This window comes from Winogradskyella ursingii (genome assembly GCF_013403975.1).
Lineage (GTDB): Bacteria > Bacteroidota > Bacteroidia > Flavobacteriales > Flavobacteriaceae > Winogradskyella > Winogradskyella ursingii.
Genome location: NZ_JABFDH010000004.1, coordinates 108,136 through 135,032, shown reverse-complemented (window position 1 = coordinate 135,032; position 26,897 = coordinate 108,136). Strand labels below are relative to the sequence as shown.

At 34.9% G+C, this 26,897-nt stretch carries 24 protein-coding genes; 17 read left to right on the top strand and 7 right to left on the bottom strand.

Features of this window, described 5'->3' with window-relative positions; all coding sequences use genetic code 11:
• Positions 1–128 precede the first annotated feature (128 nt).
• Positions 129–1,901, bottom strand: coding sequence for an arginine--tRNA ligase (argS, locus tag HM983_RS10990; RefSeq protein ID WP_179345487.1), 1,773 nt, complete (start codon positions 1,899–1,901; stop codon positions 129–131).
• Positions 1,902–2,018: 117 nt separating this feature from the next.
• Here argS and HM983_RS10985 point away from each other — a divergent pair, with 117 nt between their 5' ends.
• Together HM983_RS10985 and HM983_RS10980 are read left to right on the top strand one after the other, a co-directional pair.
• On the top strand, positions 2,019–2,387 hold the full coding sequence (locus HM983_RS10985) for a bleomycin resistance protein (RefSeq protein WP_179345486.1): 369 nt from the start codon (positions 2,019–2,021) through the stop codon (positions 2,385–2,387).
• A 399-nt stretch (positions 2,388–2,786) separates the two neighbouring features.
• On the top strand, positions 2,787–4,829 hold the full coding sequence (locus HM983_RS10980) for a tetratricopeptide repeat-containing sensor histidine kinase (protein WP_246277507.1): 2,043 nt from the start codon (positions 2,787–2,789) through the stop codon (positions 4,827–4,829).
• Between the two features lie 23 nt (positions 4,830–4,852).
• Here HM983_RS10980 and ctlX read toward each other — a convergent pair whose 3' ends face one another.
• Complete coding sequence (gene ctlX / locus HM983_RS10975; RefSeq protein WP_179345484.1) at positions 4,853–5,785, bottom strand: citrulline utilization hydrolase CtlX; 933 nt, start codon at positions 5,783–5,785, stop codon at positions 4,853–4,855.
• 112 nt (positions 5,786–5,897) lie between these two features.
• Here ctlX and HM983_RS10970 point away from each other — a divergent pair, with 112 nt between their 5' ends.
• A complete protein-coding gene (locus HM983_RS10970; protein ID WP_179345483.1) occupies positions 5,898–7,655 on the top strand; it encodes a M14 family metallopeptidase in 1,758 nt (585 codons plus the stop codon).
• A gap of 7 nt (positions 7,656–7,662) precedes the next feature.
• On the opposite strand, the gene HM983_RS10965 is transcribed toward HM983_RS10970, so the two are convergent.
• Positions 7,663–9,144 (bottom strand): helix-turn-helix domain-containing protein, encoded by a 1,482-nt coding sequence (locus HM983_RS10965; protein ID WP_179345482.1) that lies wholly within the window; start codon positions 9,142–9,144, stop codon positions 7,663–7,665.
• 123 nt (positions 9,145–9,267) lie between these two features.
• Between HM983_RS10965 and aceB the strand changes: the two genes are divergently transcribed.
• From aceB to HM983_RS10940, 5 genes are all read left to right on the top strand, one after another.
• Positions 9,268–10,866 carry a malate synthase A gene (gene aceB, locus HM983_RS10960; protein WP_179345481.1) on the top strand — a complete coding sequence of 533 codons (1,599 nt, stop codon included), beginning with the start codon at positions 9,268–9,270 and terminating at the stop codon, positions 10,864–10,866.
• An 83-nt stretch (positions 10,867–10,949) separates the two neighbouring features.
• Positions 10,950–12,581, top strand: a complete 1,632-nt coding sequence (locus tag HM983_RS10955; protein WP_179345480.1) for an isocitrate lyase — start codon at positions 10,950–10,952, stop codon at positions 12,579–12,581.
• A 256-nt stretch (positions 12,582–12,837) separates the two neighbouring features.
• The gene (locus HM983_RS10950) at positions 12,838–14,283 is read left to right on the top strand and encodes a RimK family protein (protein WP_179345479.1); all 1,446 of its coding nucleotides are present in this window, start codon (positions 12,838–12,840) and stop codon (positions 14,281–14,283) included.
• 1 nt (position 14,284) lies between these two features.
• Complete coding sequence (locus tag HM983_RS10945) at positions 14,285–15,511, top strand: glutamate-cysteine ligase family protein (RefSeq protein WP_179345478.1); 1,227 nt, start codon at positions 14,285–14,287, stop codon at positions 15,509–15,511.
• Positions 15,508–16,194, top strand: a complete 687-nt coding sequence (locus HM983_RS10940) for an N-formylglutamate amidohydrolase (RefSeq protein WP_179345477.1) — start codon at positions 15,508–15,510, stop codon at positions 16,192–16,194. The genes HM983_RS10945 and HM983_RS10940 overlap by 4 nt, the downstream gene beginning before the upstream one ends.
• A gap of 48 nt (positions 16,195–16,242) precedes the next feature.
• Here the strand turns inward: HM983_RS10940 and HM983_RS10935 are convergent, their stop codons facing one another.
• Complete coding sequence (locus HM983_RS10935; RefSeq protein ID WP_179345476.1) at positions 16,243–16,824, bottom strand: NUDIX hydrolase; 582 nt, start codon at positions 16,822–16,824, stop codon at positions 16,243–16,245.
• A gap of 110 nt (positions 16,825–16,934) precedes the next feature.
• Here HM983_RS10935 and pyrE point away from each other — a divergent pair, with 110 nt between their 5' ends.
• Together pyrE and HM983_RS10925 are read left to right on the top strand one after the other, a co-directional pair.
• Entirely contained in the window at positions 16,935–17,579 is a 645-nt protein-coding gene (gene pyrE / locus HM983_RS10930; protein ID WP_179345475.1) for an orotate phosphoribosyltransferase, read from the top strand.
• Positions 17,580–17,661: 82 nt separating this feature from the next.
• On the top strand, positions 17,662–18,057 hold the full coding sequence (locus HM983_RS10925; protein ID WP_179345474.1) for an SRPBCC family protein: 396 nt from the start codon (positions 17,662–17,664) through the stop codon (positions 18,055–18,057).
• On the opposite strand, the gene HM983_RS10920 is transcribed toward HM983_RS10925, so the two are convergent.
• Positions 18,054–18,779 (bottom strand): biotin--[acetyl-CoA-carboxylase] ligase, encoded by a 726-nt coding sequence (locus tag HM983_RS10920; protein ID WP_179345473.1) that lies wholly within the window; start codon positions 18,777–18,779, stop codon positions 18,054–18,056. The genes HM983_RS10925 and HM983_RS10920 overlap by 4 nt on opposite strands.
• A gap of 94 nt (positions 18,780–18,873) precedes the next feature.
• On the opposite strand from HM983_RS10920, the gene rsfS reads away from it, so the two are divergent.
• From rsfS to HM983_RS10890, 6 genes are all read left to right on the top strand, one after another.
• On the top strand, positions 18,874–19,245 hold the full coding sequence (rsfS, locus tag HM983_RS10915; RefSeq protein WP_179345472.1) for a ribosome silencing factor: 372 nt from the start codon (positions 18,874–18,876) through the stop codon (positions 19,243–19,245).
• Between the two features lie 30 nt (positions 19,246–19,275).
• Positions 19,276–21,231, top strand: coding sequence for an ATP-dependent zinc metalloprotease FtsH (gene ftsH, locus HM983_RS10910; protein ID WP_179345471.1), 1,956 nt, complete (start codon positions 19,276–19,278; stop codon positions 21,229–21,231).
• Between the two features lie 103 nt (positions 21,232–21,334).
• Entirely contained in the window at positions 21,335–21,943 is a 609-nt protein-coding gene (locus HM983_RS10905; protein WP_179345470.1) for an LUD domain-containing protein, read from the top strand.
• The gene (locus HM983_RS10900) at positions 21,943–22,761 is read left to right on the top strand and encodes a phosphatidate cytidylyltransferase (RefSeq protein ID WP_179345469.1); all 819 of its coding nucleotides are present in this window, start codon (positions 21,943–21,945) and stop codon (positions 22,759–22,761) included. The genes HM983_RS10905 and HM983_RS10900 overlap by 1 nt, the downstream gene beginning before the upstream one ends.
• Positions 22,751–23,404 (top strand): phosphatidylserine decarboxylase family protein, encoded by a 654-nt coding sequence (locus tag HM983_RS10895; RefSeq protein WP_179345468.1) that lies wholly within the window; start codon positions 22,751–22,753, stop codon positions 23,402–23,404. Before HM983_RS10900 ends, HM983_RS10895 begins: the two co-directional genes overlap by 11 nt.
• On the top strand, positions 23,401–23,667 hold the full coding sequence (locus HM983_RS10890) for an acyl-CoA-binding protein (RefSeq protein WP_179345467.1): 267 nt from the start codon (positions 23,401–23,403) through the stop codon (positions 23,665–23,667). Before HM983_RS10895 ends, HM983_RS10890 begins: the two co-directional genes overlap by 4 nt.
• A gap of 5 nt (positions 23,668–23,672) precedes the next feature.
• On the opposite strand, the gene HM983_RS10885 is transcribed toward HM983_RS10890, so the two are convergent.
• Positions 23,673–24,584 (bottom strand): dimethylarginine dimethylaminohydrolase family protein, encoded by a 912-nt coding sequence (locus HM983_RS10885; RefSeq protein WP_179345466.1) that lies wholly within the window; start codon positions 24,582–24,584, stop codon positions 23,673–23,675.
• A gap of 63 nt (positions 24,585–24,647) precedes the next feature.
• Entirely contained in the window at positions 24,648–25,934 is a 1,287-nt protein-coding gene (locus HM983_RS10880; protein ID WP_179345465.1) for a citrate synthase, read from the bottom strand.
• Between the two features lie 258 nt (positions 25,935–26,192).
• Here HM983_RS10880 and HM983_RS10875 point away from each other — a divergent pair, with 258 nt between their 5' ends.
• On the top strand, positions 26,193–26,879 hold the full coding sequence (locus HM983_RS10875) for a DUF481 domain-containing protein (protein ID WP_179345464.1): 687 nt from the start codon (positions 26,193–26,195) through the stop codon (positions 26,877–26,879).
• Positions 26,880–26,897: the final 18 nt, after the last annotated feature.

The window sequence follows — 26,897 nt, the reverse complement described above, 5'->3', positions numbered from 1 at the left end:
TTTATATTCTGTGCTTATTCAGATAAACATTTAATGTTTCTAATTTACATTCTGAAAAAGTTTGAGAAATTTTCAAAGTGTAATGAATATGGTATTGCACATGTTAGCACAATTTGCCGCTAAAAAAACTACATACGTTCTGGCACTTCAATACCCAATATACTAAACGCATTTTTGATAGCGTGTCCAACATTTGCAGAGAGTGCTACTCTAAAGCCTTTTTCTAATTCGGAGTCGGCGCCAAGTATCGATACATTTTGATAGAAAGAATTGAACTCCTTTACCAGATCATAAGTGTAATTAGCTATTAATGCAGGACTGTGCTGATCTGCCGCATTTTGGATCACTTCTGGAAATTGCGCCAATTGCTTGATAACTTGCTTTTCTTTTTCATGAAGCTCAATCTCATCAACTGAAATATCTTCTATTTCAGCTTTTCTAAGAATGGATTGAATTCTGGCATAGGTATATTGAATAAATGGCCCAGTGTTTCCTTGAAAATCAATCGATTCCTTAGGGTCAAATAGAATACGTTTTTTTGGATCAACCTTTAAAATGTAATATTTGAGCGCTCCAAGTCCTATTGTTTTGTAAAGTTCTTTTTTATCGGCTTCAGAATAATCTTCAAGTTTTCCGAGTTCTTCTGAGATCTCCTCTGCAGTAGATGCCATTTCCTCGATTAAATCATCAGCATCAACCACTGTTCCTTCTCTACTCTTCATTTTTCCGCTTGGTAAATCTACCATACCATAACTTAAATGAAATAGATTTTCGGCCCAATCAAAACCAAGTTTTTGCAAGATTAAAAACAAAACTTTAAAATGATAATCCTGTTCATTACCAACAGTATAAACCATGCCACCAACATCTGGGTAATCTTTAATACGCTGTATTGCAGTACCAATATCCTGGGTCATATAAACGGCAGTGCCATCACTACGTAATACTATTTTTTCATCAAGACCGTCTTCTGTTAAATCGCACCAGACAGAACCATCTTCTTTTTTATAAAACACACCAGATCTTAAACCTTCAGCAACAAACTCCTTACCCAAGAGATAAGTATCGCTTTCATAATAATTCTTATCAAAATCGACTCCGATTTCCTTATAGGTTTTTTCAAAACCTTCATAAACCCAACCGTTCATTTTCTTCCAAAGGGCTACGACTTCTTCGTCACCACCTTCCCATTTTCTTAGCATTTCTTGAGCTTCCAAAAGAATTGGTGCTTGTTTTTCGGCTTCATCTTTTGAAACGCCACTCTTAACCAATTCTGCAATTTCATTTTTATAGGCTTTATCAAACTTCACGTAATAATTTCCGACAAGTTTATCGCCTTTTAAACCTGCGGATTCTGGTGACTCACCTTCACCAAATCGTTGCCAAGCCAACATACTTTTACAAATATGAATACCTCTATCATTAATAATTTGAGTTTTATAAACTTTTTTGCCTGAAGCTTTCAAAATTTCAGAAACGCTATAACCCAAAAGCACATTTCTTATATGTCCTAAATGCAGAGGTTTGTTAGTGTTGGGTGAAGAATATTCTACCATTATAGCTTTGTTACCTTTTACCTCTGCAAATCCATAATTTTTCTCACCCTTAATTCCGTTAAAAAAATTGACATAATACGCGTCTGCAATCTCAATATTCAGGAATCCTTTTACCACATTGAAACCTTTCACTACAGCAACATTATCTTGTAAATACTGTCCCACTTGCTCACCGATCACCGCAGGATTTCCCTTTACCACTCGCAACATAGGGAACACCACAACGGTAATATCACCGGCAAACTCTTTGCGTGTGGCCTGAAATTCCACAGATTCCAATTCGGCATCAAACAATGTTTTTATGGCTGATTTTACCTGTAATTCTAAATTGTCCTGAAGATTCATATATCGTGTTAAAGTTGCATTTCTAAACGGCTGCAAAGATAGCAGTTTTATTGTTTTATTAAGAGTTTGAAGTGTCTAAATTCAGTAACTTTAAGCATTACAAAATCAATCAAATCAATGGAAAGAAAAGAACATTTGCTTAAAGGCATTCCTGTTTTGGCTTCGTTGGACATTAAAAAAACGGTGGAATTCTATAAAACCAAGCTCGGTTTTAATCGTGTGGGCTATTTGGATGATAATTATGCCGTGATTGCACGCGATAATTTTGTGGTACACTTTTGGAAATGCGATGACAAAATCCATCCCGAAAACACCAGTTGTTATGTCGATGTTAAAGATGTCGATGGACTTTACGAAGAACTGAAACCCTTTGGCGTTATACATCCCAACGGAAAATTGAAAAACCACCCACACGGCATGCGCGAGTTTGCGATACTTGATGAGAATGGGAATATGATAAAATTCGGTCAAGAAACAAACTCTTAACTTAATGCATTTCTAGTTTGAATCAGTTTAATATATTGTCATAAAAAATTATAACTAACTCATATTCTGATATTTACAACAATAGTGCATTTCATCGATGATTAGGTAGTTTTCCTATGATTTTTGCCTTTTATCGATAGGTCGATTTAATTTCTAATTTCATCAGTCACTTCATCTAATTTATTGGTATTAAATCCCAATTATTAGCGTATCTAAGTCTATTATGCCATTTTTGAGATGCTATTAATCACAATGTCCCAAAACATTAATGAGGCTTAATTATCAAACTTTAACAAAGTTGTTATCGTTTTGTGTTAACTTACTTTTTGCATCCCTCTTTAAAAGTTATACGCATCACATTTCAATTCGGTTTAATGCCATCAGAGCATGAAGCAGTTAATGACATTAGCTGTTTGTCTTGTAACGTTGTTTAGTTTTTCACAAAATGAAAAAATAGACGAACTAACGGTACAGTTGGCATATCAAAAACAGGATTCCACAAAAGTGGATACCTCGCTAATGCTCATAAACGAACTTTTTGATGTTGAAGAATTCGATAAGGCTCTGATGTTTATTAACCAGACTTCAAAACTTTCCAAAGAATTAAACTACACCAAAGGTCTTGCCGAAAGCAATTATTATAGAGCCTTAATCTATGCGCAACGCAACGATTACTACAACGCCATTGATAATTACACGAAATCTCGTGATTACTATTTACAAATAAATGACACACTTGGTGTTGCTAAAGTGAGCAACAGTATTGGATTGTTGGAAATTGAACGCGGTAATTATGCGCTTGGATTGAAAAACGCTCTTTCTGCCATTGAAATTTTTGAAGAACAAAACTTAAATAAAGAACTCAGTTTAGCTTATAACAGTCTGGCCGAAGCCTATTATAAAACCAACCAGATCGATAAATCACTGGAGTTCAACTTTAAAGCGTTGGAAGTCAGAAAACAATTAGGTAATAAAGTTGCCATCAAAGCTACCACTAAAAATATCGCAGACCTCTACTCTATGCGTAAAGAGCATCGAAAGGCTATAGAGTATTATGAGAAAGTGATGGCACTCTTAGATACAGAAACAGACCAAGACTTACGTGGTGAGATACTTCCCAAGTTAGGTAGCGAATATCTACGTTTTAAGGAATATGATAAAGCTACGGAATATTTAGTAGAAGGGTTAAAATACAATAGAAGACAAGGCAACCAAGAAGGACTTTTAAGATCGCTAAATGCGATAGGAAACTTAAATCTAAAACAAAATAAGGTAAGATTAGCAGAATCACAACTCGACGAAGCCTATGCAATAGCTCAAAAAATCGACAATAAAACTGAATTACTGGAAAACTACAAATTGCATATTGCCCTGGACTCTACACGTGGTTTTTATCAAAATGCGTTTTTCTGGCAGAACAAATACTATGATTTAAAAGAATCGCTTTCTAAAATCGATGAACCTTCATTTCCCAGCACTGTTGAAGATTTAGACTTGATGGATAAGGAAAATCTTGAAGACAAATCAATTGCCAACACAAATAATTCAGCCTCAAATAACTCATGGCTTAATGACCCTTGGATACTTTATGGAGGTTTAACTATTTTGGTGGTTCTTTTGGCGCTTCTCTTATATATGTTCATAAAAACAAGGCAACAAAAAGACCTGATTGCCGAGCAACAGGATACCTTGAAACAAGAAAAAATAAGGAACGAAGCTATCCTTGATCAAACGCATCATTTGGAAGAAGTTAACCAAGTAAAAGACAAATTGTTTTCTATTGTTTCCCACGATTTAAAAGATTCCATTTCGTCCATAAAAGCATTTTTGGATCTTCTGAAAGAAGATAGTATTTCTCAGGTAGAGTTCAACGAGCTTATTCCAGAATTGAGCGAAAATGCAAATAACGCCTCCTCGCTTCTTTTTAATTTGTTGAACTGGTCTAAATCGCAAATGCAGAATTTAGAACCAAAGCCAGAGTTGCTGAATATTCAAGATATCTTCCATACCAAAATGGCATTGGTAGAGCAAAAGGTTGAAGACAAACGAATTGTTTTAATTGATGAATCCCAACGAGATTTTGTCTATGCAGATCGCAGCATGATAGAAATTGTTATTCAAAATTTAATAACAAATGCTGTGAAATTCAGCAGAAAAGGCGATGTAATCACAGTTTCTAACCAAGATGTAAATGGTAAAGCTTTAATCTGTGTTGAGGATACTGGTGTTGGTATTTCGCGCGAAAATATTAGCAAACTATTTAAAGCTAATAACAACTTTACCACTATTGGTACCAAAAACGAAAAAGGTACTGGCTTAGGCTTAACAATTTGTAAGGATTTGGTAGAATTAAACAATGGCCGTATCTGGGTGGAAAGTACCGAAAATGTGGGTAGTAAATTCTTTGTGGAATTACCTAAATCTGCGCCTCAGCAAAAATAATTCTATTTCTTTATAACTTTAAGCTACGCTTTAGGCAAAAATACTTCAGCCATCATGCAACGTGCACTTCCTCCTCCACATGTTTCAATCGTATCTAAGGAACTTGAAATTATGGGACAGAATTTTTCAATATTTTTTATCTGATGTGGAGTTAAGCTTTTATGAGCAGCTTCGCTCATAATCAAGTAGGGTTTATTTTCTTTACCTAAAAGTTGTAACATATTGCCTGCAAATTGATGCATTTGTGCTTCAGTAATTGAAATGATTTCCTTTCCGTCTTGCTTTAAATGCTTCACGACATTTTTACGTTCTTTTTTATCGTCAATAGAGTCCAGACATATTACGGCAAATTGATCAGCGATACACATCATTACATTAGTATGGTAAATCGGTAATCGTTTTCCGTCGACTGTTTGATATGCCGTGAAAATAATTGGAGAGTATTCAAAATCCTCACAAAACTCAATGAATAAATCTTCATCTGCTCTTGGTGACAAAGCACAATAGGCCTTTCGGTTTACTCGATCCAAGATAATACTTCCCGTTGCTTCCAAAAAAATGCCTTCTTTTTCGGCCGAAGTATAATCTACAATATTTTCTATTTTAAAACCTTCTTCTTCGAGCTTAATAAATACTTCATCTCTCCTTTCTCGACGTCGATTCTCGGCAAACATTGGATATTTTGCAACATCACCACTCCTATGAAAGCTCACCCAATTATTCGGAAAAATAGAATCTGGTGTATCCAATAATTTATCATCATCCAGCACAATCACATTGACACCAACAGCCTTTAATTTTTCTACAAAAACATCAAATTCTTGTTGTGCTTTAGCATTAATTTCAGCATTTTTAAGATCTAAATCTTCCTGAAAATAATTGTTTACGGCCGTTTGTTCATTCATCCTAAAATTCACTGGACGAATCATCAAAATAGTATCTGTGGCTTGTTGCATTTTTTCAATTTTAAAAGTGCCGCAAAACTAATCATTTTCTATTTTTCAAATTCAACTTCCCATAATTTTATTTCTATATTTTGATTATGTTTGAAGGACAAACCAATTCACCATGAAAAAACTAATAATTCTATTACTCATTCTTTCTTCCTGTAACGATAAAACTGAAAATAAAAATTCAAAAGAAGATTCATCAAATATCGATTTTACGACTGTTTTTGAAAAAAGCGAGGGCACGGAGACTGCCACATACGATCAAACCATTCAGTATTATTCAGATTTGGCAAACAGCTATTCTGAAATAACGATGGAAGCCATTGGCCAAACCGATTCAGGGAAACCCTTACACATCGCAACTTTAAATATGACTGGTTCAGAAAATGATTTTGAGGCTTTGAGAGAAAACAAGCGAATTATGCTAATTAATAACGGTATTCACCCAGGGGAATCAGATGGGATTGATGCCACAATGATGTTATATAGAGATATTGTAGAAGGCAAAATTGATGCACCGAAGAACACGGTTTTAGTAACGATTCCGATTTACAACGTTGGCGGAAGTCTTAATAGAAATTCCACTACCCGAACCAACCAAAATGGACCAAAAGCATATGGCTTTAGAGGCAATGCTCGTAACTATGATTTGAATCGTGATTTTATAAAATCTGACACCAAAAATGCTAGAACATTTGCAAAGATTTTTCACATGATACAACCAGATGTTTTTATCGATAATCATGTGAGTAATGGAGCAGATTATCAATATACACTGACCCATTTATTTACCCAACACAATAAATTAGGTGGAAAACTAGGCAACTATTTACACACCGAAATGATGCCTAAACTCAAACAAAAACTAGAAACTAAATCTTGGGATATTACTCCTTACGTTAATGTTTTTAATAGCACACCCGACAGGGGGTTTACACAATTTCTTGATTCACCTCGCTATTCCACAGGTTACACAACCTTATTCAATACCTTGGGAATGATGGTAGAAACACATATGCTTAAGCCTTACAAACAGCGCGTAGAAGGCACTTATGAATTAATGAAAAGTATGATTGAAATAACCGAAGAACAAGGTGATAAAATTTCAAAATTGAGAAAAGAGCAACACAAAACCTGGTCAGCTGGCGACATTTACCCCTTAGCCTGGGAGGTTGACACCACACAATCCTCGACCTTAAGTTTCAAAGGCTATGAAGGAGAATTGATTCCAAGCGAATTGACCGGAGCACAACGCTTAAAATACGATACGTCAAAACCATTTACAAAAGAAATTACATACCAGAATTATTTTAAAGCTGCCGATTCGGTTACCATACCAAAAGCTTATGTAATCCCACAAGGCTGGCACCATATAATTGAGCTATTAAAGCTTAATGAGATTGAAATGACCCAAATAGAAAATGACACTACCATTAATGTAGAATTATATAAAATTGCTAATTACGATACAAGAACCTCAGCTTACGAGGGTCACTACACGCATTACAAAACTTCGGTAAAAGCATCCTCTGAAAATGTAAATTTTAGAAAAGGAGATTACCTTATTACAACCGACCAAAAAGGAATCCGATATTTATTGGAAACCCTAGAACCTATTGCTCCAGATTCTTTCTTTAACTGGAATTTCTTCGATACCATTTTACAACAAAAGGAAGGGTTTTCGCCTTATGTATGGGAAGATAAAGCGCAGCAATTACTCAAAAACAATCCTAAACTTCAGATTGAATATAATATTAAAGTGAGTTACGAAGAGGACTTTGCTAACAATTGGTATGCACAATTAGATTGGCTACACAAACAAAGCCCAAATTATGAGACTGCTCATTTCCTTTATCCTATTTATAGACTAGAATAGATTAAGTTCATTTTTTGTCAAATTTCAATTTTAATTCCTCTACTATCGTTTCTATTTGCTTATTCTTTTTAACCTTTTCAATGGCAATCGGTGGCGTTTGCCTCACTTCGCAATTCTCGATAACACAACGCTCACAGGTGACGCCAACATTTTCAATTTTAATAGTGTTATCAGAGAGAAAGTTTACTTTTTTCTCAAGCTGATTATTCATGAGTAAACCAATACTAATACTACGATATTGACCTTCTTTAAATGGATCTTTTGTTGCAGACGAGAATACAAGATATTTATTACCCTCATTTTCATAATTTGAAATTTGAATATCGAATTGATGTTCTTTACTGTTTTTACTAATATCCATCAGCACTTTTAAAGACACCCATCTCCTACAATAGTGCTCATTTATTTCGTTAGCTCGCGGAGAATGTTGATGCGATAAATGTAATTCTTTGTTTAGATGAAACTTTCCGCTGTTTGTACGATGGGTAAACCTTAGAAAAAATAAATTCTTAATATTGAATTCCTTTGGCAAAATGTTGGTCAAACGCTGATAAAACGACTCTGGTGATGCATTAAAGCTATCCATGACTCTTAAAAATGATGACTTGTCGAACTTCTTTTTTGCAAAAATTTCCTCTAAATTATCAGAAATAAGTTTTTGGGGAATAATTAGCGCTCCTGCAAAATAGGAGGCGTAAAAATTATTCAACACCTGGTCAAAGGTTTCAAATTTAATCCATGGGAATGTATAAAGACGTTCTTCGATTTTTAGAAAATTATAAGCCAATTCTTTAGCATAGATAAATGCTCGCTGTGATTCATCTATAGCATCGGTTAGCAGTAAGGTCTTGGTTTTCGGGACAAAAACAGATCGTAGATTTTCCAATGCTTCATATTTACCTAATTCGCTTTCTACGATAGTATAGCTATATTCTTCTTCTAAAATTTCTTTCAGTTCTGCAGATGATATCGGTTTATTAAAATCTATCTGATATGCCTCCACAAACTTTAAAACCTGCTCCTCTAAATCGTCAAAATAATTATTATTGGCTTCTTGAAACGAGCGTACTGATGCCAAGAAAAAACTCTCTCTACTAAAGTTATAGTGCTGAGCGATTTCAATAATAGTGTTTATAAATGCGTTCACTTTCGCTGGTGCATTTGATACGATGTCAATTAAATCACTTTCTTTAATTCCAAAAAGCTCCAAAGGAATTTCCTTTAATATTTTGGAGCGTAACAAATTGCCTATTGGAGCTAAGTTTTTATCCAATTTTAATGATACCATTTGGTCATACGGCACATTTAAAACCTCAGCGAGTGAAGCGATTTTATCTGGTTTTGGGTATTTTTTTCCATTTTCAATCTCATTTAAATATGATTTTGACAAGCCCGAAATCTTCGACAAACCGAATAAAGACAGGTTCTTTTCCGTTCTTATCTGCTTCAATTTTAGCCCAAAAATGAGTTTAATATAATCTTCTTCCATAGTATTTTCAAAGATAACATAATTTGCGAATTATCTAATTTATGTGAACTTAATCGTTTTAGCGAACGTTCGCTTGTTTTATTCAAATGTTTATTTTAATATTGTCTCAAAATAATTTATATCATGGAACAACCTCTTTTAAAACAGACCAAAATCACCTTCTCAAGAGCAGTAAACAATTATTTTCCTGAGATATTAACAGACGAGGCAATGGATTTTCTCGTTGCCCTACATGAGCACTTTAATTCAAAACGCCTTCAACTTTTAAAATCACGAGAAGCTCAACAGGAGATTTTTGACAAAGGGGAATTTCCAACTTTTCCTGCTGAAACTAAAAATATAAGAGAAAGTGACTGGACAGCTGGTTCCATTCCAAAAGATCTGCAAGACAGACGTGTAGAGATCACAGGACCAGTTAACAGAAAAATGGTTATCAACGCACTAAATTCTGACGCCAAAACTTTTATGGCAGATTTAGAAGACAGTAATGCACCAACCTGGAAAAATACCATTAACGGCCAACAAAATCTTAAAGATGCGAATGAAAGAACGATCTCATTAACAGACACCAAACGTGGTAAAAGTTATGAATTAAATGGAGATCCAGCTGTACTCTTGGTAAGGCCAAGAGGTTTGCATCTCGATGAAAAACACATCTTAATAAATGACGAAGTTACTTCTGGCAGTTTGGTGGATTTTGGACTGTATGTGTTTCACAATACTAAAACCCTATTGGAAAACGGAACGGCTCCGTATTTCTACCTTCCAAAACTAGAGCATTATTTAGAAGCCCGCTGGTGGAATGACGTTTTCAACTATGCGCAAGATTATCTTAATGTTCCTAAAGGCACATTTAAAACCACTGTGTTGGTGGAGACTATTACAGCGAGTTTTCAATTGGACGAAATTATTTATGAACTCAAAGACCATATTGTTGGTCTTAACTGCGGACGCTGGGATTATATTTTTTCATATATCAAAAAATTTAGAAATCATGATGGCTTTTTAGTGCCAAATCGTGACCAAGTAACTATGACAACTCCTTTTATGGATGCTTATTCTAAACTTGTAATTCAACGTTGCCACAAAAGAGGTATTCTTGCCATTGGCGGAATGGCAGCCCAAATACCAATTAAAAATAACCCACTAGCAAACGCAGCAGCCTTGGAAAAAGTTAGAAAAGACAAAGAACGGGAGGTTGAAAATGGACACGATGGCACATGGGTTGCTCATCCTGCTTTGGTAGAAGTTGCCATGAACGAATTTAACAAGCATATGCCAACACCCAATCAACTACATGTGACTCGTGATGATATTTCTGTGTTGGAAAAGGATTTGATTGAGTTGCCAAAAGGTACTATTACTGAAGATGGAATTAGAAAAAACATCAATGTCGGTATTCTTTACACAGAAGCATGGTTACGAGGCCATGGGGCTGTGGCACTCTATAACTTAATGGAAGATGCTGCAACTGCAGAAATTTCGAGAACACAACTATGGCAATGGCTCAGAAATAAAGCTAAACTAGAAGACGGAAGACAGCTTAACCGCGAACTATATAATAATCTATATGATGATGAAGTAGAAAAAATCATCACTGAAGTTGGAGAAGGAAATTTAAACTCTACTAAATTTCAATTGGCCATCAACCTTTTTAATCAGTTGGTCGTTTCAGAAAAATTTGAAGAATTCTTAACGCTTCCTGCTTACCAATATATATAAAAAAATGTCTCGCAACTACGGGAATAGCCTGCGAGACTTAATTATCAAAATCTTGTATAACCTCAATAATTAAATTCAAAATTATGAAAAATTTAGCACAAGGCAATTATCAATCTGCTTTACAAACCGTAAAAACTCTAAAAGAAAAATACGGAAATACATGGAACTCTATAAATCCTGAAAATGCAGCAAGAATGCGAACACAGAACCGTTTTAACACCGGCTTGGACATCGCAAAATACACTGCTGCCATTATGAGGAAAGATATGGCTGAGTATGATGCAGATACTTCAAAATACACGCAATCTCTTGGTTGTTGGCATGGATTTGTAGCACAGCAAAAAATGATTGCAGTAAAAAAACATCACAAAACTACCAATAAAAAATACTTATATCTTTCTGGTTGGATGGTTGCTGCGTTGCGTTCAGAATTTGGACCATTGCCTGACCAGTCTATGCACGAAAAAACTGCTGTGCCTTCATTAATTAATGAGATTTATGATTTCCTTCGTCAGGCAGATGCCATAGAATTAAATGATTTATTTAAAAGACTCGAAAACGGAGAAAATGTGCAAGATGAAATCGATAATTTTGAAACTCATATTGTACCGATTATTGCAGATATAGATGCTGGTTTTGGCAATGAGGAAGCAACATATTTGTTGGCAAAGAAGATGATTCAGGCTGGAGCTTGTGCAATTCAAATTGAAAACCAGGTTTCAGATGCTAAACAATGTGGACACCAAGATGGTAAGGTCACTGTGCCACACGAAGATTTTGTGGCCAAATTAAATGCCATTAGATATGCCTTTTTAGAATTGGGAGTAGAAGATGGAGTTATTGTGGCAAGAACAGATTCAGAAGGAGCTGGACTTACACAAAAATTACCCGTAAGTCAAGAACCTGGAGATTTGGCTTCTCAATATTTAGCATTTGTTGAAGCTGAAGAAATTGCAATCGCTGACGCTCGTGAAGATGATGTTCTTTTAAAGAGAGATGGCAAATTGGTGAGACCTGTAAGATTACCAAATGGATTATACAAGTTTAAGCATGGATCTAACATTGACAGGGTGGTTTTGGATTGCATTACAAGCTTAGAAAATGGTGCTGACTTATTATGGATTGAAACTCCAACTCCAGATGTCAAACAAATTGCCAACATGGTTAACAGAATCAAAGAGGTCGTACCAAATGCTAAATTAGTTTACAACAATTCTCCGTCTTTTAACTGGACATTAAACTTCAGAAATCAAGCTTTTGATGACATGTTGAAGGAAGGAGAAAACATGACCGCATATGATCGAAACAATTTGATGGACGCGCAATATGATGGATCAGAGTTATGCTATCGTGCTGACCGAAAAATCAAAACATTCCAACGCGATGCAGCACGTGATGCGGGAGTTTTTCACCACTTGATTACCCTTCCAACCTATCATACAACAGCTCTTCACATGAACGATTTGACGGAAGATTATTTTGGCGAAGAAGGTATGCTGGCTTATGTGAGAGGAGTGCAGCGACAAGAAATTCGCAAAGGGGTTTCGTGTGTAAAACATCAAAGAATGGCAGGTTCTGATCTTGGTGACGACCACAAGACATTCTTTGCTGGAGACAAGGCTTTAAAAGCTGGCGGTGAGAAAAACACCTCCAACCAGTTTAAACTTAAAGATGATACTAAGACAACAAAAGAAAAATTAAGTGTCGTAGCTTAATGAGTTAAATTAAATATGCTCAGACAAAACGAGTCCACTTTTAGTTGGCTCGTTTTTTTAGTTTTGAGCAACGATGAAGAATCAGTTACATTTTGCAACCACTAAAATTAAACCCTAACTAAAACTCTTTTTTAATATCTATTTTTAGTTCAAATTCAATCAATTATTTAACAAATAATTATTTTATACTCAATGTAAAACTAATCGAAAAATAATATACATTTGTTTAAAATTTTAATAGCGTACTGCGCTCTAAATGAACAAATACATTGTTGTAAATCAGCCTGAAAACTGGAATTTTTCAACTGATAATATCAACGTAATTTCCTCACAAGATTACCTTACTAACCCAAAATACGCCCTTTTAAAAACAGCACGAATTTTCAATTTGTGCAAGGACTATTCGTACCAATCCAAAGGTTATTACGTTTCGCTTTTGGCAGAAGCCAGAGGCCACTTACCTATTCCAACCACAAAAAATATTGTGGATTTAAAAACACTCAAACTCGTTAGAATTGTTTCCGACGAATTTGATGATGAAATTCAGCAAAGTCTAAAAAACATAAAATCACAGGAATTTACGCTCAGCATTTATTTTGGACAAAATGTTGCCCAAAAGTACAAGGCTTTAAGTGCACTGTTTTACAAACATTTTCAAGTACCATTTTTGCGCGTAAAGCTCAACCACACCACCAAATGGAATGTACAGAGCATCAGAGCGATTTCGGAAGCTGAAATTCCTGTTGACCACATGCCTAGCGTATATGAATTTGCCAATCAGTATTTTGCAAAAAAACGATATGACACTGCAAAAGTTGTTAATTACGATTTTGATTTGGCCATCTTAGTCAATCCCAATGATCCTGCTCCACCCAGCAATCCAAAAGCTCTAAAAAAATTCGTCGAAATTGCTGAAAAGATGAACATTTACGCAGAAATTATTGAGCCAAAAGACCTCTCTCGTTTGTCGTCTTTTGACGCTCTGTTTTTAAGACAAAGCACCGAAGTCAATAACGAAGCGTACACCTTTGCCAGAAAAGCTCAGCAGGAAGGTATTGCGATTATCGATTATCCCGACGCAATCTTAAGATGCTGTAATAAAGTATATATGGCAGAAGCTTTGGACAATGCCAATATTAATACACCAAAAACGGTCATCGTTCACGCTAATAATCGTGATAATGTCTTGGAACAAACAGGTTTGCCTTGTGTGCTAAAAGCACCAGATTCTACATTCTCATTCGGAGTGAAAAAAGCAAAAACGAAAACCGAATTTGATGCATTGGTGACGGAAATGTTAAAAGAATCAGATTTAATTATAGCCCAAGAATTTTGTCCGTCGGACTACGATTGGCGTATTGGCATAATTGACAACCAACCGTTTTATGCTTGTAAGTATTACATGGCAAAAGGGCACTGGCAAATTTATAATTGGAAAGCTGAGGATAAGGATGACCAAGATGGAAACGCTGATTGTTTGCCTATTGAAGATGTACCCAAAAACGTAATAGATATTGCTCTTAAATCTGCTAAATTAATGGGACTAGGGCTTTACGGCATTGACATTAAGGTTGTAGATGGCAAACTTATGGTGATTGAAATTAACGACAATCCCAACATCGATTTTGGTGTCGAGGATGCCCTTTATGGAGATAAAGTTTATATCGATATTTTAAATGCTTTAAAAAAACGCGTAGATTAAGATGGCTAAAAAGTATCACTTATTTGAAGTTTACGGTATAGAGCTGGAATATATGCTCATAAGCAAAGACACGTTTAAGGTCGTACCAAAAGTTGATGAATTATTAACAAAAAAAGCGGGAGAATTAACAGCAGATATTGAAAATGGAGATATCGCTTGGAGCAACGAACTTGTTGCACACGTTATTGAAATAAAGACCAATGGCCCAACTCATAACACGAATGATTTAGCTGAGAAGTTTCATGACAACGTTCTAGAAATCAACGAGCTTTTACAATCTCTAAATTTACAGTTGTTAGGAACTGCATCCCATCCACTCATGGTTCCAAATACTGACACACAACTCTGGAAACACAGTTATAGTGAAGTCTATGCGCTTTACAACAAGATATTTAACTGTAAAGGCCATGGCTGGAGCAATGTGCAGAGCACCCATATTAATTTACCTTTTTATAACGATACGGAATTTGAAAAACTGCACGCAGCAATCCGTATTATTTTACCTTTAATCCCTGCGCTTTGCGCCAGTTCGCCAATTTTAGAAGGGAGAATAACCGGTTTTAGAGATACGCGTTTGGAATTTTATAAGAACAACCAAAAGGAAATTCCGGAATTGACAGGTATGGTAATTCCTGAAGCTATTTTCACAAAAGCAGATTACCACACTACTATCTTTGAACCAATTAAAAAAGCGATTCGACCATATGACAAAGACAAGGTTTTGGATCAGCATTTTTTAAATTCTAGAGGTGCTATTGCTCGTTTTGATCGAAATGCAATTGAAATCCGGTTGATTGATATACAAGAATGCCCAAAAGCAGATATTGCTATCTGTGCGTTTATTATTGAAGTTTTAAAAGCGTTCGTTAACAATGAATTTTGCACACTCAAAGCTCAAAAAAGCTGGTCACATAATTCGTTATTCGATATTTTTAATGATGCGATAAAGCATGCTGAAGATTCAAAAATTGAAAACGAAGATTATTTGAGATTATTCGGAATTAAGGGAGCTAAAACAGCAAATGCCGTTTGGAAACATTTGTACCAAAAGGTGAAAGCGAAAATTGATAAATCGCATCATCAACCTATTGAGTTGATTTTAGAAGAAGGCACTTTAGCCACTCGTATTTTAAAAGCCGTCGGAAATGATACATCAAAAAACAATATTACTAATGTGTATCGTCAGCTTCAACATTGTCTACAAAACAATTCACTATTTCAACCGTGAAACTCGTTTTAACCTGTGAGCATGGCGGGAACGACATTCCTGCAGCTTATAAATCGTATTTCAAAAATAATGAAGCTCTAAACACTCATCGTGGTTTCGATTTAGGCGCTTTGGATGTGTTCCAACATTTAGAGCCTTTGGCAGACACTTCATTGTTTAGCACGACATCTCGATTATTGATAGAGTTAAATCGGTCGTTGTTCAGCAAGCAATTGTTTTCGGAATTTACACAGGATTTATCTAAAGCTCAAAAAACTAAAATTTTAAAACAGAATTATATTCCATATAGAGTTGCCGTAGAACACCAAATTGCAAAACTCATTGATACAAACAACAAGGTTTTGCACTTATCCATTCACAGTTTTACACCAGAACTAAATGGTGAAATACGCAACTGTGACATTGGTCTATTGTATGATTCACGCAAAAAAGCAGAACAAGAATTTTGCAAACAGCTTAAAACTGAAATTAATAAACATAATCTCGATTTAAACGTACGATTCAACTATCCTTATTTGGGAAAATCTGATGGTTTCACCACGTTTTTAAGAAAGCAATTTCCAATTGATTATTTGGGCATTGAGATTGAAATTAATCAGAAATTTTCAACAAATAATGTGATGGAAAGGACGATAAGAGATACTTTATATAAAACAATAAATTTGTTAACTGCGAAATTTTGAAGGAGCTAGAATTATTATTTGTGAGCTTAATATGCTTAACTGAGAAGACTAAACCAAAACCCGAATATTAGCATAGCTGTTTTCCAAAGCTTCCGTTGAGGCTTGTTTGCCCAACCATTCTACTCTTGTAATGCCTTCGTTTTCTTCAGGATAGAGTTTACCCTCAAAATCTGTAGTCATTTCAAACCAATAGGTCACTTTTATTTTATGTTTGCCATTGCGTTTAAATATATGGTATGTGGTTGGTAATGGCTTTGTGATTTCCAACCCTTTTACACCTGTCTCCTCTTCCACTTCACGCAAAGCTGTTTCTTCAATGGATTCTTTTTTTTCTGCTTTTCCTTTTGGTAAGTCCCATTTGTCGTTTCTGTAAATGAAAAGAATTTCCTTGTTGGCATTATATACCTTTCCACCACCAGCAATAACATTAGGCAGAAGTTTCAAGAATTTTTTTAGCAGTTTATCCGGATTTTTATGAATTAGATGCACGGCTGCCAAATCAGTTTTATTCAGCTTTTTAATCACCTTGCCTATATTGACAGTTTTTAAAAGGTAAGACTTAAAATCTGTTTCCTTTTCGTTTTCTGTAGTGAGAATAATAGGTTTGTCGCCTACATAAATGGTGTACATAGATTGCTATCTTACATCTTTGGTTCTGTAAAAATATGAGAATGCATTTGAAATGAAAATTAATTTAAATTAAAAATTTCACAACCTTCAAAAAACATTATTTTTGCATCATGATTTTTAACAAAGAAACTGCTAAACAAACTGCCGAGGTTTTATTGCAAATCAATGCCATAAAGTTACAACCAGATGAGCCTTTTACCTGGGCATCAGGCTGGAAATCGCCTATTTACTGTGACAATAGAATTATTTTATCCTATCCAGTAATTAGAAATTACATACGCGAAACCATGGCTAGACATATTGAAGATCACTATGGCAAAATAGATGTGATTGCAGGAGTAGCAACAGGTGCAATTGGCATTGGCGCTCTAGTAGCAGACTATCTTAACCTACCATTTGTATACGTGAGACCCGAAGCTAAAGCACATGGTCGCCAAAACCAAATTGAAGGTTTTATAGAAAAAGGACAAAACGTAGTGGTAGTAGAAGATTTAATCAGCACTGGAAAAAGCAGTCTCAATGCGGTAAAAGCTTTAAATGAGGCTCAAGTGAACGTCAAAGGCATGGTTGCAATATTCTCTTATGGTTTTGATGTAGCTAAACAAAATTTTGAAGATGCTAAAGTAGAGCTACATACCTTAGGCAATTACGAAAACCTATTGGAGCAAGCCTTAGACACCAATTATATCAACTCAAAACAACAGCATATATTAGCACAGTGGAATTCTAACCCAAGTGAATGGACAGCAGAATAATCTTGAGTCTCAAGTATGGTTTAATTTTTAATCAGCTAAATACCTTGATGACTAAACCAATCCACAACTAAACTTATAAATTATGAATTTAGAATCGCCAAAAGTAACCCTAGATAAATCACCGGAAGAAACTTACAACTTCCTTTCTGAAGTTAAGAATTTTGAAAAATTAATGCCAGAAAACATTAGTAAGTTTGAAGTTTTGGGTGATGATAAATTTCTATTCGCACTAAAAGGGATGCCAGAAATCGTCTTGAAAAAGAAAGAAGAAATACCATATAACAAAATTGTTTTGGGTGCTGCAGGTGGTAAATTGGATTTTGCATTGGTCGCACATATTACTAGAGCTCAGGAAGAAAAAAGCGATGTGCAATTAGAATTTAGTGGAGAATTTAATACGATGATGTCAATGATGATTAAAGGCCCTATAAAAAAGTTTATAGAGACCTTAGTAACTAATATGAAAACCGCAATTTAATAAAGCAGTTGAACCTCTTTTAAATCGAACGATCTAAGTATATCATTTTCAGTCCAGACCATTAGTTTCCCATTTGGATGAACTCCTTTAATTATACCTGAAAATGTTTCCTTAGCTTTAAATGTCGAAGGTTTATCTCTTTTAAATAATAATTTCTCATAATCAGATTTGATTTCTGCATATTTTTCTGTTTCCAATTTCTCAAAATAGAACTTTAAAGATTTTAATACCTCAGAAAAGACTTCATCCTTGTTAAAAACCGTTCCCAAAAGCAAATGCATAGAACTAGCTTTAGGTAGATTTTCAAAATACTTTTGGTTTATGTTAATTCCTAAACCAATGACCGAGCCTTGAAATTTATTGTTTTTAATGACGTTTTCAATCAGAATTCCGCATATTTTCTTATCTGCTGACAAAATGTCGTTTGGCCATTTAATACGCGTTTTAGGAATTTTAAAACGCTTTAAGGCCTTAGCAACTGCCAAAGAAACCGCCATACTAATATAAAATTGCTTTTCTATATTAAAGCCTGGTAATCTTTTAAATACACTAACCGTAAGGTTTTCACCCGATTTGGCTTGCCAATTGGTACCCATTTGCCCTCGTCCTTCTGTCTGTAATTCTGCCATCACTATGGTATAATCCTTTGGCAAGGTTTTGGTTGCCATGCTCTTAAGATAGCTGTTTGTGGAATCAATGGCATCAAGTTTGATTATGTACATTAAAGACGCGGTTTTATTTTATGGTTTTCTTATGACAATAAGAGGTTACATGAACTAAAAAAATAATAACTTTGCACAAATTTAATTCAATTTAATGACGAAAGAAAATACCAATGCAGACCAACTCATTACAACAATTATAGGTGGTATAGAAGAGGTTAAAGGACAAGAAATTACAATTTTAGATTTAAGAGAGATAGAAAATACGGTTTGCGATTATTTTATTGTTTGTGAAGGTACTTCAAATACACAAGTAAACGCAATCGTCAACTCCATACAAAAACAAGTTAGCAAAACCCTTAAGGACAAACCATGGCATGTTGAAGGTACTGACAATGCAGAGTGGATATTAATGGATTATGTCAATGTTGTGGTACATGTGTTTCAAAAACACATTAGAGAGTACTATGATATAGAGAGTCTTTGGGGTGACGCTAAGACTACCCAAATAGAAACAAGTTACTAAATTTAAGATTACCGCATTTGCGGCAACGCTATGGCTAAAGAAAATAAAAATTTAAACAAAAAACCAAAGATGAATCCGTATTGGATCTACGGAATCATAATTGCAGTATTTATCTCAATTCAGCTATTTTCTGGTGGTTTTGGAGATTCTACTGGAACGGAAACTACACCAAATGAATTTTTCACCTATTTGCGTCAAGGTGATGTTAAAAAAGTAGAAATTGTAAATAACCGTGAGGCTAATGTATATTTGACTGATGAAGCTGAAGAACAGACCATTCACAAAAAATCTAAACCAAATTCTATTTTACCATCGGTTTCACCAGCGCCAAATTATAAATTTGAGTTTGGGGATTTAACTTTATTTCAAGAAGAAATAGCAAAAATAAAAGCAGAACAGAATATTGATGTTCCTGTTTCTTTTAAGACAGAACATAATGTTTGGGGAGACTTTCTATTAACGCTACTACCATTTGTGTTGATTATTGGTGTATGGATATTTATTATGCGCCGTATGTCTTCTGGCGGAGGTGGTGGTGCTGGCGGACAGATCTTTAATATCGGAAAGTCAAAAGCTAAACTATTTGACGAAAAGAGCGATACAAAAACATCCTTTAAAGACGTGGCTGGTTTAGAAGGAGCAAAAGAGGAAGTCCAAGAGATAGTAGATTTCTTAAAATTCCCAGAGAAATATACTTCATTAGGTGGTAAAATTCCAAAAGGTGCACTTTTAGTAGGTCCTCCAGGAACTGGTAAAACGTTATTAGCAAAAGCCGTTGCAGGTGAAGCTAAAGTACCGTTTTTCTCATTGTCAGGTTCTGACTTTGTAGAGATGTTTGTTGGTGTTGGTGCTTCACGTGTTAGGGATTTATTTAAACAAGCAAAAGAAAAATCACCTTCCATTATTTTTATTGATGAAATTGACGCAATCGGTAGAGCAAGAGGTAAAAATAACTTCTCAGGATCTAACGATGAACGTGAAAACACACTGAATCAACTTCTTACGGAGATGGATGGTTTTGGTACAAATACCAATGTGATTGTATTGGCAGCAACTAACCGTGCCGATGTTTTAGATAGTGCACTTATGCGTGCAGGACGTTTTGATCGTCAAATCTATGTAGATCTTCCAGATGTTAGAGAACGTAAAGAAATTTTTGAAGTGCATTTACGTCCGCTTAAAAAAGAAGAAACTTTAGACATCGATTTCTTGGCGAAACAAACACCAGGTTTCTCTGGTGCAGATATTGCCAACGTATGTAATGAAGCTGCATTGATAGCTGCGAGAAAAGGTAAAAAAGCTGTAAACAAACAAGATTTCTTGGATGCTGTTGACCGTATTGTGGGTGGACTTGAAAAGAAAAATAAAATTATAACTCCAGACGAAAAACGTGCCGTTGCCTTTCACGAAGCTGGTCATGCAACTGTAAGTTGGATGTTAGAACACGCTGCACCATTGGTAAAAGTTACCATTGTGCCAAGGGGTCGTTCATTAGGCGCTGCTTGGTATTTACCTGAAGAGCGGTTAATCGTAAGACCAGAGCAAATGCTGGACGAAATGTGCGCTGCCTTAGGTGGTAGAGCTGCTGAAAAAGTGATTTTTGATGAAATTTCAACTGGCGCCTTAAGTGATTTAGAAAAGGTAACTAAACAAGCCAGAGCAATGGTTACAGTGTATGGACTTAGTGAAAAAGTAGGTAATCTTACATATTATGATTCCTCGGGCCAATCAGAATATGGGTTTACTAAACCGTATAGTGAGCAAACCGCTGAATTGATTGATAAGGAGATTTCTGATATTATAGAAAAGCAGTATCAACGAGCTATTGAATTACTTAAAAACAATAAAGACAAGTTAACTGAACTTGCAGAAGTACTATTAGAAAAAGAAGTAATATTTAAAGATAATCTTGAAAAAATCTTCGGAAAACGTGCTTTTGAAAAGAGTGAATCTATGTCCGAAATAATAAAAGAGGAAGAAGAATAAACTCAATCCTCCATCATTATAAAAAACTTAAATTGGCTCTAATGTTAGTTTAAGTTTTTTTATATTTGAGAAAATCGAAATTTTGATTAATAGCAACTGTTGAATGAGCTTATTTCGTAAAATTTTTGGGAAGAAGTCTGATGATTCCGAAGAAAATGTACCAAATCAAGAGCGTGGCAAATACATGCCAGAAATAAAGTTGCCTGCAGATGAGCGTTTTACGATTAATTTTAAAGCTAACGGAGGCAAATTTTTATACTGCGAAAATATTAATGAAATCAAGGATAGTTTTAATGCCATTTTAAAAGAAAACAAATGGCAAAACGAAAAAGTTTTTCTTATAGACAAGCGATTGTCCGATCTGTTCAAAGATTTTAATCTTGAAACCACAAAAAAGGCATCTGAAAGCGCTTATTTTCTCTCAACTTGTGAGTACTTAATTTCTGATGATGGGTCCCTGTTGATTTCATCCAATCAAATCGCCGAAAAAAAATTAAGAGAACTACCTACTAATTTCATAATTTACGCTACTACCAGTCAATTTGTAGAAAATATAGGTGAAGGACTAAAAGGTATAAAAGCCAAAAGTAAGTCTTCAATTCCTACCAATATTACCACTATAAAGCACTTCAAAACAGCTGAAGACAAAGATTTCCTTTCTTATGGCAGCAGTTCTAAAAATCTTTATTTACTCTTATTAGAGGATTTGTAATGAAAGAATTTTTTATTAGAGCCATTTCTGGATTTATTTATGTTGCATTGCTCATTGGCTCTCTTTATATGCAGGAAGCACTCATTAGTATATTGGCAATATTTGGATTGTTATGTTTAGTAGAATTTAGCAAACTTATCAAACTTCACTCTTTTGCCCAATATATTATCTTTATATTATTATATGGGTTTGTAGCATATGCATGTTTGAGCTCAAATTTTAGGGGTAGCAATGAAGCGACACAAATACTTTTGGTCATTACGATTTTCGTTAATTTAATACTCATAAAAGATTTATTTGCTGAAAAAAAAATACCTTTATTCGAATCAAAAAGATATATAGCCACGACCTTTTACCTTACAAGTGGATTTATATTTATGGCACTGATTTCAAATTTTGAAGACAAGTTTACACCCTTTATACTTTTAGGTGGCTTCGTTTTAGTCTGGGTTAACGATAGCGCGGCTTATGTAATAGGCAAAAACTTTGGAAAACAAAAATTGTTTCCAAGCATTTCACCAAAGAAAACCGTTGAAGGCTTTTTAGGTGGACTATTTTTTGCTGCGGTTGCTAGTTATTTTATTGCCACATATACAGATACTTTACGTTTTAATAACTGGTTGATGTTGGCCATAATAGTAAGTGTTTTTGGCACTTTAGGCGATTTAATTGAGTCTAAATTTAAGCGGCAGGCCGGTGTTAAGGATAGTGGTGTAATCATGCCAGGACATGGAGGATTATTAGACCGATTAGATAGTCTTATTTTTGCAGCGCCATTTTTTTATTTATTTTTAAGAATTGTAAGTTATGTTTCATAAAGAAGGTTATAAAATCATTTTCATTTCACTGGTAATTGTAGTGGCGCTATTTTTCTTAATTGATTCATATGCTACAAATGAGTGGTTTAGAACAGTCTCTTTGATTGTTATTCTCATTTTGTTTCTTCTTATTCTTCAATTTTTCCGAAATCCGAAGCGAAAAACACAGTCTAATGAAAAGCAAGCCTTATCTCCTGTAGATGGCAAAGTTGTGGTAATAGAAGAAGTCATAGAGAATGAAGTTTTCAAAGAAAAACGTATACAGGTATCAATCTTTATGTCTCCAATAAATGTACACGTTACTAGATATCCTGTGAGTGGAAATATTACTTACAGCAAATACCATCCTGGAAAATATTTAGTAGCTTGGCACCCTAAATCTAGTGAGGAAAACGAACGAACAACTGTGGTCGTGGAAAACGAAAATTTCGGAAAAGTTCTTTATAGGCAGATTGCAGGCGCTATGGCAAAACGTATTGTTAACTATGCTATTATAGACACCAAGGCTGTACAAGGTGCAGATTCTGGATTTATTAAATTTGGGTCACGAGTAGATTTATTTTTACCGTTAGATGCTGAAATTAAAGTACAACTTAACCAAAAAGTACGTGGTGGCGAAAGTGTGATTGCAGAAATGAAATGAGTTCTGAAGAATTAGACATAGAGTTTGAAGCAGCTGTAGATCGTGTAAACGACCACGCAGAACCTTTTCCTGCAGATTTTCTACTCAGGCTTTATGCGTACTACAAAAAAGCAACCAATGATTATGGCCGTCCAAGTAGCAGAAAACCGATTATAAATGCATTTAAGACTAATGCTCTTTTTCAGATAAAAGACATCACCGAAGATGAAGCAAAACAAGAATACATAGACTTGGTCAACAATTATTTTCTATATCGAAAATAGGGTTATTAATCTCTTATGAGCGGCAAGGTTGAACAACGTAATAATCCTTCTTGTTTTGCAATTTCTGCGTAAGGTACTTCTTCAACAGTAAAACCCTTATCCCTCAACCAGGTATTTAATCTAGTAAAATTTCTTTCAGAAATCACGACGTTTTCAGAAATTGAAAACACATTACTGTTCATGTGATACATTTCCTCTTTGGTAATCTCAAAGACGTTTTCCTTTCCGAAAAAATTTAATAACCATTTGTATTCTTTTTCTACTAAAAATCCATTCTTGTGCAAAATGGCCTTATCTGTTCCTACCGGCTGAAAACAACAATCCAAATGAAGTGCATTTTCCTTGGCATTAGTATTGGATTTTCTTAGTTCAAAAGACTTAACTGTTTTATGAGGAAAAAGTTCTTGTATCTCAATTACGGCGTCCATATTAGTTCGAGCAGTTATATAGTCAGAGTAATCCTCACCTGAATAGGTGCCAATAAAAATGTAATCGTTCCATAACATGACATCACCTCCCTCAACGTGACATTCAGGTGGAAGAACGATAACATCCTCTTCATCAATTTTCTGAATAACATATTTGATCGCCTCGTATTCTCGATCACGGTCTGGTAAAATATTGGCTTTAATAAATTTGTTTTCTATTACAAAAGCAATATCACGCGTAAATATTTGATTATAATCATTTATAATTTCTGGCCTGTAAACCGTTACATCATACTTTTCAAAAACCCTAGCAACTGCTTCCATTTCAATAATCATATCATCCTCTTTAGGATACGAACCAGCGAGAATATGTTCGGCAGATTTAGGATCATAAGCCTCTTCTATACCTGGTATTGGGCCGTTACTTTTCGCAGTCCCTAAAATTACAGCTCTAAGTCGAGATGTTTCGTTCTGGATATTTAATTTCATAGCATAGCAAAATACAAAAAGCCTCATAAAATTTATGAAGCTTTTGTTAGATTTGTTTATTAATTATCTTTTCTCAATAGACTTAAAAGGTCTGTGTGTTGCACCAATATAAAGCTGTCTTGGTCTTCCTATAGGCTCATTGCGCATGCGCATTTCGCGCCATTGTGCAATCCAGCCTGGTAAACGACCTAACGCAAACATTACAGTAAACATTTCAACTGGTATGCCCATCGCTCTATAAATAATACCAGAATAGAAATCAACATTTGGATACAATTTTCTATCCACAAAATATGGATCCTCCAATGCTTCTTTTTCTAGTCCTTTTGCTATATCCAAAATAGGGTCTTCTACACCTAAATCGTTCAAAACTTCATCAGCAGCTTTTTTTATTATTTTGGCGCGTGGATCAAAGTTTTTATATACACGGTGCCCAAAGCCCATAAGTCGGAATGGATCATTTTTGTCCTTGGCCTTGGCCATGTATTTTTTAGTATCACCTCCATCCTGCTTGATAGCTTCTAGCATTTCTAATACTGCTTGATTTGCACCACCATGCAACGGTCCCCAAAGTGCCGAAATACCGGATGCTAAAGACACAAATAAACCTGCATGTGAAGAACCTGCTATTCTTACTGTAGATGTAGAACAGTTTTGTTCGTGATCTGCATGTAAGATGAGTAACTTGTCTAAAGCGTTCACCAATATTGGGTTTTGCTCGTAATCACTACTAGGTTTTTTGAACATCATTTTTAGCACATTCTCTACATAACCAAGATTATCATCACCATATTCTAATGGTAGACCATGCTTTTTACGCATGGTCCAAGCTACAAGTATTGGAAATTTAGCCAAAATCCTAACGATGGCATTATACATGTCATCTTCTGAATTAACATCTACAGATGATGGATAAAATGCCGTTAAAGCACTTGTTAGAGATGATAGAACACCCATTGGATGTGCTGACTTTGGAAACGCATCTAAAATCTTTTTTACATCATCATCTACCATAGATCTTTCCTTGATGTCACTCTCAAACTTATCGAGCTGATCTTGCGTTGGCAATTCACCAAAAATCAAAAGATATACGACTTCTAAAAAATCTGCTTTTTCAGCCAATTCTTCAATAGAGTAGCCTCGATATCTTAAAATACCTTTTTCACCGTCTAAAAAAGTTATAGCACTTTCACAGCTTCCTGTATTTTTATAACCCGGATCAATCGTGATTACCCCATTTGTTGAACCCCTCAATGATTTAATATCTATGGCAACTTCATTTTCTGTACCAATTTTTATTGGGAATTCATACTTCTCTCCATTAATTTCTAGTGTAGCTTTATCTGACATGCTCTATTTAATATGTTATTGTGAATTTTTTTAAGGAATGTAAATTTACGAAATATCAACCGATTTAAGAAGGACATTTATAACCGTTTTAACAAATCCAAGATGCTTGAATAATTGTGACGATATTTGTGAAACATAAATCTAAAAATGATACTATTTTTACCAAATTATCGAGAACTTTAAATAATGTTGAAAACTACCATTTCGAGCTTCATAATATTTTTTTTCTTCAGTTTCACTTATGCCCAAATTGTAAACGTGGAATCTTTGCGACGTGTTACTGACACATCAAAATGGTCTGGCTCAGCTAGTCTTGATATTGGATTGATAAAAAATACGAATGCTATATTTCGGATTACTAATAGAGTGAGATTACAGTACAATACGGACAACAATCTCTACCTCTTTATCAATGACATCAATCTCCAAAAAATAGAAGCTAATTCTTTTGTGAATAGAGGCATACAACACTTAAGGTATAATCGTAAATTGACGGAACGATTAAAACTTGAAGTATTTGCACAGAGCCAGTACGATGCTGTTTCGGATATAAAGTTTAGAGGACTTTTGGGAATTGGCCCAAGGCTTAAGTTATTTAAAAACAAAAACTACAGATATTATTGGGGCACACTCGTAATGTACGAATATGAAGAAGCGTCAGATAACTCCATCTCTATTCTGAGAGATTTCAGAGGTAGCACTTACTTCTCGTTTAGCATGTATCCGTTAGAGAACATTTCGATAGTAAGCACCACTTATTATCAGCCATTATTGAAGAAATTTTCTGATTTTAGAATTTCTAATGAAACTTCAGTTGCGTTTCGGTTATTTAAAAACTTGGCTTTTAAAACATCATTTACTTATTATTTTGATACGAATCCAATCATTGGAATTCCCAATACACAATATGAACTAACTAATGGTATTGTATATTCTTTTGATTGAGCAAAAAAAAGCCTTATC

What these genes read in the sequence shown, in the direction of transcription:
- argS (WP_179345487.1), bottom strand. Translation starts at nt 1,901, where the DNA reads ATGAATCTTCAGGACAATTTAGAATTACAGGTAAAATCAGCCATAAAA.
- HM983_RS10985 (WP_179345486.1), top strand. Translation starts at nt 2,019, where the DNA reads ATGGAAAGAAAAGAACATTTGCTTAAAGGCATTCCTGTTTTGGCTTCG.
- HM983_RS10980 (WP_246277507.1), top strand. Translation starts at nt 2,787, where the DNA reads ATGACATTAGCTGTTTGTCTTGTAACGTTGTTTAGTTTTTCACAAAAT.
- ctlX (WP_179345484.1), bottom strand. Translation starts at nt 5,785, where the DNA reads ATGCAACAAGCCACAGATACTATTTTGATGATTCGTCCAGTGAATTTT.
- HM983_RS10970 (WP_179345483.1), top strand. Translation starts at nt 5,898, where the DNA reads ATGAAAAAACTAATAATTCTATTACTCATTCTTTCTTCCTGTAACGAT.
- HM983_RS10965 (WP_179345482.1), bottom strand. Translation starts at nt 9,144, where the DNA reads ATGGAAGAAGATTATATTAAACTCATTTTTGGGCTAAAATTGAAGCAG.
- aceB (WP_179345481.1), top strand. Translation starts at nt 9,268, where the DNA reads ATGGAACAACCTCTTTTAAAACAGACCAAAATCACCTTCTCAAGAGCA.
- HM983_RS10955 (WP_179345480.1), top strand. Translation starts at nt 10,950, where the DNA reads ATGAAAAATTTAGCACAAGGCAATTATCAATCTGCTTTACAAACCGTA.
- HM983_RS10950 (WP_179345479.1), top strand. Translation starts at nt 12,838, where the DNA reads ATGAACAAATACATTGTTGTAAATCAGCCTGAAAACTGGAATTTTTCA.
- HM983_RS10945 (WP_179345478.1), top strand. Translation starts at nt 14,285, where the DNA reads ATGGCTAAAAAGTATCACTTATTTGAAGTTTACGGTATAGAGCTGGAA.
- HM983_RS10935 (WP_179345476.1), bottom strand. Translation starts at nt 16,824, where the DNA reads ATGTACACCATTTATGTAGGCGACAAACCTATTATTCTCACTACAGAA.
- pyrE (WP_179345475.1), top strand. Translation starts at nt 16,935, where the DNA reads ATGATTTTTAACAAAGAAACTGCTAAACAAACTGCCGAGGTTTTATTG.
- HM983_RS10925 (WP_179345474.1), top strand. Translation starts at nt 17,662, where the DNA reads ATGAATTTAGAATCGCCAAAAGTAACCCTAGATAAATCACCGGAAGAA.
- HM983_RS10920 (WP_179345473.1), bottom strand. Translation starts at nt 18,779, where the DNA reads ATGTACATAATCAAACTTGATGCCATTGATTCCACAAACAGCTATCTT.
- rsfS (WP_179345472.1), top strand. Translation starts at nt 18,874, where the DNA reads ATGACGAAAGAAAATACCAATGCAGACCAACTCATTACAACAATTATA.
- ftsH (WP_179345471.1), top strand. Translation starts at nt 19,276, where the DNA reads ATGGCTAAAGAAAATAAAAATTTAAACAAAAAACCAAAGATGAATCCG.
- HM983_RS10905 (WP_179345470.1), top strand. Translation starts at nt 21,335, where the DNA reads ATGAGCTTATTTCGTAAAATTTTTGGGAAGAAGTCTGATGATTCCGAA.
- HM983_RS10900 (WP_179345469.1), top strand. Translation starts at nt 21,943, where the DNA reads ATGAAAGAATTTTTTATTAGAGCCATTTCTGGATTTATTTATGTTGCA.
- HM983_RS10895 (WP_179345468.1), top strand. Translation starts at nt 22,751, where the DNA reads ATGTTTCATAAAGAAGGTTATAAAATCATTTTCATTTCACTGGTAATT.
- HM983_RS10890 (WP_179345467.1), top strand. Translation starts at nt 23,401, where the DNA reads ATGAGTTCTGAAGAATTAGACATAGAGTTTGAAGCAGCTGTAGATCGT.
- HM983_RS10885 (WP_179345466.1), bottom strand. Translation starts at nt 24,584, where the DNA reads ATGAAATTAAATATCCAGAACGAAACATCTCGACTTAGAGCTGTAATT.
- HM983_RS10880 (WP_179345465.1), bottom strand. Translation starts at nt 25,934, where the DNA reads ATGTCAGATAAAGCTACACTAGAAATTAATGGAGAGAAGTATGAATTC.